The organism is Haloarcula sp. CBA1122 (assembly GCF_009741785.1).
GTDB lineage: Archaea > Halobacteriota > Halobacteria > Halobacteriales > Haloarculaceae > Haloarcula > Haloarcula hispanica.
Window position 1 is genome coordinate 1 of sequence record NZ_WPCB01000073.1, and the last position, 12,862, is coordinate 12,862.

At 66.0% G+C, this 12,862-nt stretch carries 10 protein-coding genes and 2 pseudogenes; 2 read left to right on the forward strand and 10 right to left on the reverse strand.

Features of this window, described 5'->3' with window-relative positions:
- The 9 genes and pseudogenes from thiD to GJ630_RS18195 form a co-directional block, all read right to left on the reverse strand.
- Positions 1-1,373 (reverse strand): annotated as a pseudogene (gene thiD, locus GJ630_RS18155) (bifunctional hydroxymethylpyrimidine kinase/phosphomethylpyrimidine kinase); the annotation flags it as partial.
- A gap of 291 nt (positions 1,374-1,664) precedes the next feature.
- Positions 1,665-2,546: a DMT family transporter gene (locus GJ630_RS18160; RefSeq protein WP_044952050.1), complete on the reverse strand. Its 882-nt coding sequence runs from the start codon at positions 2,544-2,546 to the stop codon at positions 1,665-1,667.
- 40 nt (positions 2,547-2,586) lie between these two features.
- Positions 2,587-4,893 (reverse strand): CARDB domain-containing protein, encoded by a 2,307-nt coding sequence (locus tag GJ630_RS18165; RefSeq protein ID WP_191450621.1) that lies wholly within the window; start codon positions 4,891-4,893, stop codon positions 2,587-2,589.
- A 249-nt stretch (positions 4,894-5,142) separates the two neighbouring features.
- Complete coding sequence (gene yciH / locus GJ630_RS18170) at positions 5,143-5,436, reverse strand: stress response translation initiation inhibitor YciH (protein ID WP_004516073.1); 294 nt, start codon at positions 5,434-5,436, stop codon at positions 5,143-5,145.
- Between the two features lie 44 nt (positions 5,437-5,480).
- Positions 5,481-7,715 carry a DUF3488 and DUF4129 domain-containing transglutaminase family protein gene (locus GJ630_RS18175; RefSeq protein WP_191450622.1) on the reverse strand — a complete coding sequence of 745 codons (2,235 nt, stop codon included), beginning with the start codon at positions 7,713-7,715 and terminating at the stop codon, positions 5,481-5,483.
- On the reverse strand, positions 7,712-8,686 hold the full coding sequence (locus GJ630_RS18180) for a DUF58 domain-containing protein (RefSeq protein WP_191450624.1): 975 nt from the start codon (positions 8,684-8,686) through the stop codon (positions 7,712-7,714). The genes GJ630_RS18175 and GJ630_RS18180 overlap by 4 nt, the downstream gene beginning before the upstream one ends.
- Positions 8,683-9,642 carry a MoxR family ATPase gene (locus tag GJ630_RS18185; RefSeq protein ID WP_014041502.1) on the reverse strand — a complete coding sequence of 320 codons (960 nt, stop codon included), beginning with the start codon at positions 9,640-9,642 and terminating at the stop codon, positions 8,683-8,685. Before GJ630_RS18185 ends, GJ630_RS18180 begins: the two co-directional genes overlap by 4 nt.
- 193 nt (positions 9,643-9,835) lie before the next feature.
- Positions 9,836-10,105, reverse strand: a complete 270-nt coding sequence (locus tag GJ630_RS18190) for a hypothetical protein (RefSeq protein WP_050037165.1) — start codon at positions 10,103-10,105, stop codon at positions 9,836-9,838.
- Positions 10,106-10,178: 73 nt separating this feature from the next.
- A complete protein-coding gene (locus GJ630_RS18195; RefSeq protein WP_014041500.1) occupies positions 10,179-10,862 on the reverse strand; it encodes a class I SAM-dependent methyltransferase in 684 nt (227 codons plus the stop codon).
- Positions 10,863-11,024: 162 nt separating this feature from the next.
- Here GJ630_RS18195 and GJ630_RS18200 point away from each other — a divergent pair, with 162 nt between their 5' ends.
- Both GJ630_RS18200 and GJ630_RS18205 read left to right on the forward strand, forming a co-directional pair.
- On the forward strand, positions 11,025-12,368 hold the full coding sequence (locus GJ630_RS18200; protein WP_191450626.1) for a tryptophanase: 1,344 nt from the start codon (positions 11,025-11,027) through the stop codon (positions 12,366-12,368).
- 98 nt (positions 12,369-12,466) lie between these two features.
- Positions 12,467-12,685, forward strand: a complete 219-nt coding sequence (locus tag GJ630_RS18205) for a hypothetical protein (protein WP_014041498.1) — start codon at positions 12,467-12,469, stop codon at positions 12,683-12,685.
- Here GJ630_RS18205 and GJ630_RS18210 read toward each other — a convergent pair.
- A pseudogene (locus GJ630_RS18210) lies at positions 12,642-12,862 on the reverse strand (5,10-methylenetetrahydromethanopterin reductase); the annotation flags it as partial. The gene GJ630_RS18205 and the pseudogene GJ630_RS18210 sit on opposite strands and share 44 nt — an antisense overlap.

Here is a 12,862-nt window from a genome sequence, read left to right on the forward strand (position 1 = left end):
TCCCCGATGGTCTCCACCCGGGACGACGAGGTCCGTCGACCGTCCGCTGCGAGCAGCATCCACGCGGCCGTCGGTCACCCACGCCCTCGCGGCCGACGACGGCGACCGGCGTTCCGTCGCTGGTCCCGAACGCCCGGTCGACGCCCCACTGTCGCCGTGGCGTCGTCGGAAACCCCGTCCGGGCGCTGCGTGGGGTCGTACGCAGCGACGCGGCCGTCCAGCGACGCCAGCGCGTCCTCGACGGCGTCGGTCAGCCGGCAGTCGACGGCGAACCGAATCGCCGGGTCGTGCTCCCGGGCGGCCAGGAGGGCGCGAGCCACCGTCGTCGATGCGCCAAAGCGGACGCCGCGGTTCGGCCGGACGCCGTCCATCGTGCGGGCGATGCGGCCCTCGACGGCGGCGACCGCGTCCGGCGTCTCCGCGTAGGGCGTCGCGCCGGCGACGGTCATCCCTCGCTCGGGGACCAGCGTCGACACGTCCGCCTCGACGAGCGCCGACACAGCCCGCTCGACGGCCTCGCTCGTCGGATGGCGTGCGGCGTCGTTGCGCGTCTGGACGAGGTGGTGGACCGCACCCGGGCCTTCACCAACGTCGAGGTTGTACCGGACTGCGCTCGCAAGCAGGTCGATACTGTCTCCGACTGCCGTCGGCAGGTCGTCGCCGTGGGCCAACTGCGTCGCGATGGCCGAGGAGAGCGTACAGCCAGAGCCGTGAGTGGCTTCGGTGTCGATGCGGTCGTGGCGGAACGTCGTTACCCCGTCCTCGGTCACGAGGGTGTCGACGACGTCGTCACCCGGGACGTGGCCCCCTTTCACGAGCGCGCTGTCGGCCCCCATCTCGACGAGGTCGCGGCCCGCTCGTTCCGCGGCCGCGGGGTCGTCGACATCGCGCCCGGTCAGGACGGCGGCCTCGTCGGCGTTGGGCGTGACGACCGTCGCTTCGGCGATGAGGGTCTCGTAGGCGTCTTCGGCTTCGGCGGCCAGCAGTCGGTCGCCCGACGCCGCCACCATCACCGGGTCGACGACGAGGTTCGGCAGGTCGGCAGCGTGTTCCACGACCAGGTCGATGACGTCGCTCGTTGCGAGCATCCCCGTCTTGACCGCGGCCACGTCGAAATCTCCCGTGACCGCCTCGATCTGGGCCTCGATCTGTTCAATCGGGAGCAGATGCTGACCCTGTACGCCCGTGGTGTTCTGTGCCGTGATGCTGGTGATCGCGCTGGTCCCGAAGCCGCCACAGGCCTCGATGGTCTTGACGTCGGCCTGGATACCGGCCCCGCCACCGGAGTCGCTGCCGGCGACGGTCAGCACGACTGGCGGCGTCACTGGGGCGTCCGCTCGTGTCATACCTGATGACTTCACTGGCGGCCACATATCGGTGCTGGTCTCTCAGTCGGACGAAACTATGCGGCCAAATCCTAGTATGCTAATATTACTCCATACTACATTTGAGAAACATTTATGTGTCACTGTGTCGGATGTGCCCTTGTACCACAATGGAACCAGCGTCGCGCGATACTACCGACTCCGACGAGCAGTACGGCAGCTTCACAACTGGCGGCGGCGACGTCGTCTCTACGACACCGAGAACCCGACCGCGTGGCTTCAATCCAGCTATGCGGTACAAGTCGGCTGCTCGTCGGAACGAAAGTCGGCCTGACCTTTCTATCCGACCGATATCATCGCGATACCGACGATAGCCAGCCCCGCAGCGGCCAGGCGTGCTCGGAACTGCGCTTCGTCGAGAACAATCGCGCCCAGAATAACGGCGACGATGGCTTGCCCGTTGACGATGGGTGAGACGATACTCGCCGGGAGCAACTGGAAGGACAGCAACACGATGTGGTTCGCGTAGGCGACGAACATCGCCGCGACGACGAACTTCGGGAGGTCCCCCCGCCATCCCGGCGGGACCTGATACCGGAACGCGAGCGGCGTCATCAAGACGGCGATGCCGACGGCCATCACCGGGATGTAGGTCGTCGGTTCGACGGCCAGTTCCTGCATCAGCACCCGCTTGCTTACATCGACGAGCGCGAACGCCGCAGCCGACAGTAAGGCTAGCTGTGCGGGCCGGGACTTCCGGGCCCGCTTGAGCGGGGCCAGCAACGCTGTGCCCTGCCAGTTCGCGACGTAGACGGCGGCGGTCGCGACGACGACACCGCCGACCTGCAGCGCCGAGAGATGCTGGCCCAGCAGTCCGACTTCCAGCGGTAACACGAACACGGGAACGATTTTGCTGATCGGCGACACGTAGGAGACTTCGCCGACGCGGATCGCTCGAAAGAGGGTGAGCAGTCCAACCGCCGTCACCGCCGTCACGGCGAGAACCGACGAGAGGACGTTGACGCGGTTGCCCGCCGGGAGGAAGGGCTCGTTGCTGACGAAGACGATGGGGAGGTAGACGATGGGGACCAGGCTGTACGTAAGCAACAGGAACACCGGCGATGGATACTCGGTGAACCACCGCTTCATCACGAACAGGTACACCCCGAACACCAGCGCCGACAGAACGGCGTACGCGATTCCGACGTTCACGGTTGACAACGGCTAGCCGACCGCAATAACTGTTCCCTTCGGCCTCGTGTCAGGAACCGCGCTGACGGGCGATCAGGGCCGCAAGCAACACCGCGAGACCGGCCACGAGCGCGGTGAAGCCGTTGCCCTCGCCGGCTGTCGTCTGTGTGTCTGTGAGCCGCTCCGTCGGCGTCGACGTTGGTTCGGCTGTTTCGGTCGAGACGACCACCTCGACCGCCGTCGCGGTCCGTCCGTCACCCGCCGACAGCGAGACTGTTCCGGGTTCGCCGAGGGTGACCGTCCGCACGACTGTCGTCGTCGCCTGTGGCGGTAGATACAGCCGTTGCTCCGCGAACACGGTGCCGTTGCGGCGGAACTCGACCGCGATTGTCCCCGGAATCTCGTTGTCGTTGGCGACAGTGGCGGTCACGTCCACACTGTCCCCCTGCCTGACTTCTTGCGGACTCGCGGTGACGTCAGTGACGCTGGCCGCTGCCGGTTCCGTCACCACGACAGTGACGGTGTCGCCGTCGACACTGATCACGTATCGGCCGGGGTCGGCAAACGTGTGTGTCACTTCGACCTCGGTCCGCTCCCCCGGTTCGATCTGGCCCTGTTTCGCGGCGACGACGGTCTCGTTGACCGCGAGCGTCACGTTGTACGCTCCCGCATCACCGCCGGCGTTCTCGACGACCGCGTCGACCGTGAGCGTCTCGTTGGTCGCCAGCCGGATCGGTTCGCTCCCGCCGACGGGTGCGTCCGACCGGTAGAGACTGTCTGCACGGTAGGCGTCCGCGCGGTCGACCGGTGGGAGGCTGTAGCCGATACGGGCGGGGATCGCACCGAACAACCGCCGGTGCGTCGTCTCGTTCCACATCGCCACCGTTGTTGTCGTTTCGGTCTCCGTCGCGGTCGTGTTCCGAACGCTTGCCCCGCCAGTGGCCTCGACCTCGCTGAGGAACTGCGATTGCGTGACCGGGTCGCGGTAGCCGTTTAGCGACTGGAACACAGTCTGGAGTGTCTTGTTGCGGTCAGTAGCCGAGCGGATATGGACGTCTGCCCGCCCGGCTACCAGCGCGCCCTTCCTGTAGTTCGCGTCGTTCGTCCAACTCGACCGGTCCGTCAGCGCCACGTCGCTGTAGACGGGGCGTCCGCCCGCTGCGAGCTGTGCCCGGAACTCGTCGAACCCGATCCGGTCCTGTTCCAGCGTCAGGACAGCGGCGTAGTACGTCGCCCAGCCCTCGACCGTCCACCGCGTCTCCCGCGTCGTCTCGTAGGCCTGCCGGCTGTGGACGTACTCGTGGAGCCAGACGTTGTTGGCGGTATCCAGCGATTGGCGGGACTGGACCCACATATCTGCGTCACCGATCTGATACCCCTCGACGCCCCACTCGACGGCCTCGGACGGCGCGGCGACGACGAACACCTGCTCGTCACGGTCACCGACCCGGAGGGCGTTCGACGCGTTCGCCATCGAGTCGAGGACCGAAATCGGCGAGGCCGTCATCGTCGCCCGCTCCGGTATAGCCAGCGTGAACGTCTGGTTGTGCGCCGTCTCCTCGAAGGTCGCTACCTCGCCGAGGTACACGATCTCCTCGCCCGCCGCACCCGGGCCTGCCGTCCGGAGTGTCCGGTTGTACCTGACGGGGTCCTGGCCAGTGTAGCGCCAGCGCGTCGGCGTCCGTGACCGCGTGAGCAGCGCCCAGTCGCCCGTATCGACGCTGAGATAGCGGCCCTCGGCCCCCTCCGGACCGCTCTTCTCGATGGTCCGGTTCGGGTTGATGCGGTAGCTGACCGTCGCCGTATCCGTCGTTTCTTCCCACTCGTAGACGGACTCGTTGACGCGCTCGAACCCGTCGGTGTCAGTCACCGTCGCTTCCGCTGGGACGTGTGTTTCGAGGTCGACGACCCGGTCCGGAACCTCGTAGGTCAGGGTCACCGCGACTTCGCCCGGCTCCTCCGGTATGCGCGCGTAGGTCTGTGTCTGCTGAATCACGTCGCCGTCGTTGGTCTGTGTCGCACCCGACGTGGCTGTCCCTGTCTCAATGCTGGCCGCCATCGCGACGGCCCCTCCGGCAGTGTTCCCACCCTGTCGCCGCGGCCGTCGACGGTGTGTATCGGCACTTCCGACCCGGGCTAGCGAACCGCTCGCCTCGGCAGTGGCCGCTGTCTCGCCTGTCCCACCACTATCTTGCTCTGACGTCCTATCAGCCTGATACGTACTGTTCTCGCTGGCTCCGCCGACTGCTGTGTCGACGCTGGCCCCGGTCACCGCCCCGTGGTCAGCGCTCGCCGCCACCGGGAGCGACGCGAATCCCCCACCGAGGAGAAGGACCACGAGTCCGACGGCCACCACCCGTCGGGGTACAACGAACATTGCAAACAGTTACCTCCCCGTGGTTGAAATAGTTGACCGCCGATTATGGGTGCTGGTATCATGCAACAAAATCTGTCTCGACCGGTCGCTACCAGAAGCGCCCACGACGGTAAAAAAACAGCCAGACCTGAACCACTCGTGGCCGGCCGCAGCGAACACTCGCGAGCAGACCAGACTGAAAAGCTGGCGAGCAGGTCACAGCAGTGGCTTGCCACGGCGCTCTCACGAGAACCGTTGGCAGTCAGGAGTTCAGGCGACGTTGAAACCTTTGTCGCGGAGGAAATCCTCGACGCGGCCCGTGTGATTGCCCTGGAGCTCTATCTGCCCGTCCTCGACAGTGCCACCGCAGGCGAACTTCGATTTGAGGTCTGAGGACAGCGAGTCCATGTCGACGTCTTTCGGGTCGAATCCCTCGATAATCGTTACCTCCTTCCCGTAACGGCGCTCGTCGATGCGGATGTTAATCTCCTGGGACTCCTTAGCGACGTCCTCACAGACGCAGAGCTCCTCAGGCAGCCCGCACGTCGAGCAGACTTCCGACATTACAATCGCGCCTACGAACACGACCTATTAAACACTGTCGGGGACTACCGGGCGGAGACGATTCTATCAGCGATTTCGACGGCCTCGTCGGCAACCGCTTCGTCGACCTCGCCGCCGTACCGGAGTCGTTCCCGTAGCGCCGCCAGCCGACGGACCCGGTCGTCGGCCTCTATCGCGTCGAGATACGCCCGGACTGTCTCACCGCTCTCGCGGTCCCGGTGTTCCGTCGCAAGGACGCACATGGCCCGCTGGAACGCTCGCTCGATGTCGGTCTCGGGGTCCACGCGGCGCTGGTAGCGCAGCCACACTGCCCGGTAGGCTCGCCCGCTGAGGCCGGACCGACGCGCGCCCGCCGCGATACCGAGCAGTGCAACGACGCCGAGCGTCATCTCCTCGCGTGACGGGAGGTCCGGCAGGCTCGGCCCCGCATCGTCGCCCGTGCCCGGCTCCCTTGCAGTGCCGGTTGGCGTGTCGGTTTCTGTGGCCGTTGGTGTCTCAGTCGGCTCGGCCTCGGTTTCGTCGGTCTCGGTCAGCGGGGCGGGTGTCGACGTGTCGGATGGCGTGTACTGTTCGACCGGGTTGTCGTCGCCGACAGTGGGTGACGATTCGTCCGAACTCGCCTCCTCGATACGCTGCTGCCTGACCGCCTCGCGCGGCCCGGACGGCGTCGGGTCGAACTGCACCCAGCCCTGGTCGGGGAAGTACACCTCGACCCAGGCGTGGGAGTTGAGCCCGCGCACAACCCACTGGTTCTCGTCGATTCGCTGGCCGGACGTGTAGCCGACGGTCATGCGCGCTGGAATGCCTTGTGTCCGGAGCATCGTCACCATCGTCGTCGCGAAGTAGACACAGTACCCCTCGTCCATCTCGAAGAGGAAGGCGTCGGCGACGTTGAAGTCGGGTCGGTCGACCTCCAGCGAGTAGCCCTTGCTCTCCTGGAGCCACCGCTCGACGACCAGTGCCGTCTCGTAGGGGTTTTCGGCGTTCGCGGTGAGGATGGACGTCCGTTCGGCGACCCGATCCGGCGTGCTGTCGGGGAGTTGAGTGTACAGCTCCGCGGTCGCGTCGTCGTAGTCAGTGCCGGCCCCGCGCAGCCCGTCGGGCGTCGCCACGAGCAGTTCGCTCCTGACCTCGTAGCTGTCGCCCGTCGACAGCGTACCGTTAGGCTGGAACCCGCCCTCGCTGGAGACCAGTACCGACGGCTCCCCCGAGTAACGGACGGGCTTCCAGGCGGCCGGGACGGTCCCGATGGTCGACTCCGCCCGGAACTCCTGTCGAAGTGTCCGGGTCTCTCCCTCAGGAGAGTCGAGGCGCTGGTCGTCGTACGGGATGGGGTTCCCCGTCCGCACCCACCCGTTGCCGGTGTAGCGGTCGTAGGAGGCGACCCGCCAGTAGCGCGGTTCCTCGCTTTCGACCGTGTACCGTATCTCCGGCGTCAACGAGATGCTCCCGAGCACCGAGAGGGACTCCCCGGCGTCGAAGAGGCTCCCTTCGACGGTCTGGCCGTCCGACCCATCATCGTACGACAGCAAACTATCCCGGGTGATCGGGACCTGCGAGAGCGCCGCCGGGACGACGATTATCGCCGCCAGTTGTTCGAGGACGGCTCGCCGCCCGGCGTCGATGCCCTCGCTGTCGTCGTCCGTCTGTCCCGTCTCGCTGCTGCCGGACATCGCATCGGGTCGCTTCGTCAGGTCCGCCGGCTCGTCCGCCGACAGCGTATCGAGCGTCCCGAAGCCGATGGTCGCCGCGATGCCGACCACGCCCAGCAGCGTCGTCACCACGCCGGCGTCGGTCGTCAGGGCGAAGAACGCCAGCGCCGTGCCGGCCGCCACCGTCGCCGTCACGTACCAGCGCCGCAAGGCGAAGTACCAGGTCAGAAACACCGGTGCCGGCGCGAACGACAGCACCCACAGCCTGACCTTGGCAATCTGGAGCAGTGACCGTCCGGTCAGCAGAGCGGCGGTGTCGCCCAGAAGTTCTGTCACTGCCGGGTTCGTCGAGAGGTTCAGGATGTACGCACCGAGACCGCCGGCGAACAGCACTGCGCCGACAGCGACCGCGAGGGGTGGCCTGAGTACGCGGGCCAGCAGCGTCGCACCGACGAGCGAGAGTGCGGTGAGCGCCAGAAACAGAGTCGGGTCGCCGACTACGTCGCTGAGATAGTACATCGTCCGCAGCGGCGCGCCGATAGCCAGCGCCGCCGCAAGCAGCGCCAACGTTCGTGACCCGCTCCACGGGACTCGGCGGCGGATTCGTTCCACGACGACGGCGCTCATCCGTTCACCTCGCCCGCGATGGGGTTGTCTCGGCTGGCGGTCACGTCGGCGAAGGACTGCCGGCGGCCGTTGACCGACACAGTGACGCCGTCGCCGTTGGCCGTGACCACCACGTCGGCGTCGTCCGCCCGGTCGGTCCGGCCCGCGTCAGCCCGGGCCAACAGTTCGAGCAGTCGCGTCCGGTGGGTGTCGCCGTACCCCTGCTCGACCGCGCCGTTCGGGACGGCGAGTTCGACCGCGAGACCGCTCTCCAGCGCAGCCATCGTGATAGTCGCCGCTGCGGCGGCCATCTCGTCGGCGTGGCCCCGCTGGGCTTCCGCAGCAACGAGCAGGGTCCGGTCGCTCCGGTTGTCAGTGAACTCCTTGACCAGCAGGTCCTCGCGCTTGGCGCTGGATTTCCAGTGCACGTCCCGTAGGGAGTCGCCGCTGACGTACTCCCGCAGTCGGTCGAACGACTGCCGGTCCTCGTTCTCCGGCGTGAACGTTCGCGCGAACGCGTCCGTCCCGCCCAGCCGGTAAACGGGCGGATACACCAGTACGGCTGTCCTGCTCTCGATGGTGTAGCGCTCTCTGATGAGTCCCAGCGCGTCCGTCACCATCGCCTCGACGGGGCCGACCTGTTGCTCGCCCCGGGCCGTGTAGGTGACTCGGTAGGTCACCGTCGCGGGCAGGGATTTAGTGACCGTCGTCTCCCCCTCTAACCCCTCGGAGAGCCGGTCGGTGACTGTCGCGATGCCGCTGCCGTCGACATGGAACTCGACGGGTTTCGTCTCGCCGGGGAAGCCACGGCGGAGTCGGCTCCGTTCGACGGTCGGCGCGCCGCTCCAGCGAACCTGGACGGCGGCGGCGAACACGCCGACGAACAGCGGGCCGGCGACAGCGGTGAGCCCGGGCTGGCCGAATCTGGCACTGACGAGGAGGGCGGCAACGGCGACGGCGAGGACGGCGAAACCGCGGCGCGTCGGTCTCATTCGACGTAGACGGTATCGAGCGCCTCCGCGACGAGTTCCCGGGCGTTCTGCTCGCTGCTCTCGGTGCGGATGCGATGTGGGAGGACAACCGGCGCTTCCGTCTGGATGTCGTCGGGGATGACGTAGCTGCGGCCGTCGAGGACGGCCCGGGCCTGTGCCGCCCGCAGCAGCGAGATGCTCCCTCGCGGGCTGACGCCCAGTTGTGCGTTCTCCCGCGTGTACCGCGCCAGCCGGGTCGCGTACGAGCGAATGGGCTCTTCGACGGTCACGTCGGCCACCGTCTCCCGAGCGGCGGACAGCGCTTCGAGGGTGGCGACCGACGTGAGTTCCTCGATGGGATGTTGCCCCACCACGTCACCCAGCATCTCCGTCTCTGCCGCTTCGTTCGGATAGCCCAGATGGAGCTTCGTCATGAACCGGTCGAGTTCAGCCATCGGGAGGTCGTAGGCCCGGTTCTGCTCGACCGTGTTCTGCGTGGCGATGACGGTAAACGGCTGTGGCACGGGATGTGTGGTCCCGTCGACGGACACCTGCTGTTCCTCCATCGCCTCAAGCAGCGCCGACTGCGTCTTCGGCGGTGCACGGTTGATTTCGTCGCCGAGGACGACGTTGGCGAAGATGGGGCCGGGCCGGAACTCGAACTCCTGTGTCTTCTGGTTGTAGATGTTGACACCGGTCACGTCGGTCGGCAGGAGGTCGGGCGTAAACTGGACGCGCTTGAACTCGCCGTCGAAGGAGGCCGCGACGGAGCGGGCCAGCATCGTCTTGCCGACGCCGGGGACGTCCTCAAGTAGAATGTGTCCGCGGCCGAGCACCGCCGTCACGATGTGCTCGATTGCGTCGTGTTGCCCGACGATGACCTGCTCGACGTTTTCGATCACCTGATTGGCGACGCGTGTGGCGTCGCGGAGGGGACTGTCCGACTGTTGACTGCGTGAGGTGTCAGTATCTGTCATAGTCGCGATCTCGTGGGACGACGCCTTGGCACGGGGACTGGTGGGATAGTCTGCCCTGTCGACCAGTAAGTGTCTTGTGTGGGTGCCACATCCTCCGGGCCGGTCAGTTGTAGCCACGCCTACGGCGTGAGCGCATGTAACTCTGTGGATGGGTGAGAGAAACACACATCCGTTTGACGGCCAGTAGCGCCGTTCACCAGGACTTACAGGCCCCACAGACGAGGAGCCCGTCCTGTGTCCACCGGCGCTCGACGACCTCGCCACACTCGTCACACGCCGCTCCCTCGGGCGACCACGCGTACGTCGTCACGGCCGGGTCGACCGCGTCAGTCGAGGCTCCGGAATCGGGGGCTTCGCTCTCCATCCCTACAGTATCGTCTCCCGCAGAAATACCGTCGTCCCCCTCGTCCTCGCTCTCGCTGCTATCGTCGAGAAAGTCCTCCAGCGAGGCGTCTTCGGCCATACACCCTGGTTTTGGTTGCGGTCACAAAATACCCTGTCGGTCGTACCGACGCCGTGCTCTGATGCCTACCTCGTTATTCGGTGGCGACGCCGACGGTCAGCAACGTCCCCAGTTCGCGGTAGCGCTCGACCATCGCCTCGCGGGTCTCGAACTCGTCCGTGGGGAACGCATCTGCCGGCGGAATCTCCACCTCGCGGTCGGGGATCGTGTCCTGCGACGCAACGGCTAGGCCGGCCTCGCGGAAGGCCTCGCGGTACTCCGGGCCGCTCCAGCGGGTCATCTCGATGTCGATGAACTCCTGCCACTCGTGGGAGTGGACGTTCTCCTCGTAGTAGTTCACCGCGATGTGGGCGGTCCCGCCCGGTCGCAGCACTCGCGCGATTTCTTCGAGGGTGTGTGGCGGATCACTGGCGTAGTAGAACGCCTCCATCGAGAACACATGGTCGATGCTGTCGGTCGCAAACGGCAGCGCGTCGAAGTCGCCACGCAGGAACCCGATACCGTTGTCGTCCGTGTACTCGCGGGCGTTCCGGAGCATCTCCGGTGACCCGTCGAGCCCGTAGCAGGGGCCGGCGTCGTTGGTGTCACGGAGCGCACGGAGCGCGTAGCCCGAGCCAGTACCGAGGTCGAGTACCGTGTCGCCCGGTTCGACCGGCATCCGGGCGAGGACGTGCTTGGCGGTGTGCCAGTGCCGGTCTTCCATCCCTCTGTCTTTGCCTTCGGCCGCCCACGCGTCGAATTCCTCGCGAACGCTCATACGTCCCTCCAGCAGTTCTGGCCTCAAAATGCCCGCTATTTTAGCCTGCCAGAAAGACGTGTCCACCGATAGCCGTACCCGTCTGGTGATGGACATCTCAGCCCACCTCTGTACACAAAATATCAGATGGGGAATAAGTCAATCGGCGTACTGCGACACAGCATGCGCTCGTACAAGGCTAAATCGGTAACGTCGATACAGCTTCCGCCCCGTGAGCGGCGTGAAAACGCGCTCGCTGAGGCCGGACACAACGTCTTCAACCTCGCTGCGGATGATGTCTTTATCGACCTGTTGACTGATTCGGGGACTGGCGCGATGAGCGACGACCAGTGGGCGGACGTGGTCCGCGGGGACGAGGCCTACGCCGGTTCGCGCTCGTTCGAACGCTTCCGTGAGGCGGTCGCTGACGTGATGGGATTCGACCGCGTGGTGCCGACACATCAGGGCCGCGGCGCGGAGAACGTCCTGTTCGGGGCGCTACTGGACGAGGGTGACGTCGTGCTCAACAACACGCATTTCGACACCACCCGCGCACACGTAACGAACCAGGGCGCTATCGCGGTTGACTGCCCGGCAGAGACAGACCTGACTACTGATAGCGTCGGGACGTTTGCCGGAAACTTCGACACAGATCGGGGGTGGGACGCTGTCGAGGAGTACGGGCAGGACGCCGTCTCGGCTGTCGTCCTGACGATCACGAACAACTCCGCCGCCGGCCAGCCGGTGTCGATGGCGAACATCCGCGAGACGGCCGCCTTCGCCACGGAAATCGACGTACCGTTCGTCATTGACGCCTGCCGGTTCGCCGAAAACGCACAGTTCATCAAGCAACGGGACCCCGAATACGCCGATACGCCACTCAGTGAGATCGCTCGCGAGCAGTTGCGTCCCGCGGACGCAATCACGATGAGTGGGAAAAAGGACGCACTCGCAAATATCGGCGGGTTCACCGCAGTCCGCGACGCTGCCCTGTTTGAACGGTGCAAACAGCGCGCGATCCTGTATGAAGGATTCCCGACCTACGGTGGCCTCGCAGGTCGTGATCTTGAAGCGATGGCGACCGGCCTGCAGGAAGCGGTCCAACCGCCGTACGTCGCCGAGCGGATCGAACAAGTCGCGACCCTCGGCGACCTCCTGCGTGAGCGCGATATCCCGATCGTCACGCCGACCGGCGGCCACGCCGTCTACATCGATGCGGCCGCCCTGCTCCCGGACATCCCCGCTGACCAGTTCCCCGGGCAGCGGCTCGTCTGCGAACTCTACCGCGAAGGCGGCGTCCGGACAGTCGAACTCGGCTCGTTTGCGTTCCCCGGGACCGACCGCCCAGAACTCGTTCGGCTCGCCCTTCCTCGCCGGACGTACTGGCGCGAACACCTCGAACACATCGCGGAGACCGCTGCGCGAGTTCGTGACCGTCGCGACGAGTACACTGGCCTGAAAATAGTCTGGGAGCCACCGATGGAAGAACTCAGACACTTCTCAGCGGAACTCGAGCCCGTTGCGTAGGGTCGTTCGCCCGTGGCCCCGGACGACAGCGACCCACGAGCAACCACGTTGTGGCCGGGAACGCAAACACAAAGTAGGGCCACGCTAACGTTCAGGTAATGCAAGGACTGCTGTCGGAACTGCTCCAGAGCATCATCGACATGCCCGGCTGGTTCATCGACGTGGCACTGAACGACCCGCTGGCGGCACTCATGCTCGCCGTCGGTGCCGTCATCACGACCGTCTCGGTCGTCTTCTTCGGGTACCTGTCGCTGGGGGCCGTGCTGTCGCTGTTCAGTGGCTCCGGCGGTCGAGGACCGCCCCAAGCAAATCGATAGCCGTCTCGACGTCCGGCCCGAGCGGCGACGCGAACACGATACTGTCGGCATATTCTTCTAATTCTGCCGTGCGCTCGGCCACCGTCTCCGGCGTTCCGGCGATACAGAACGCGTCCAGCATCGCCTCCGTCACGCCCTCGAACGCGGCCGGGAACTCGCCGGCCGAAATCGCCGCCC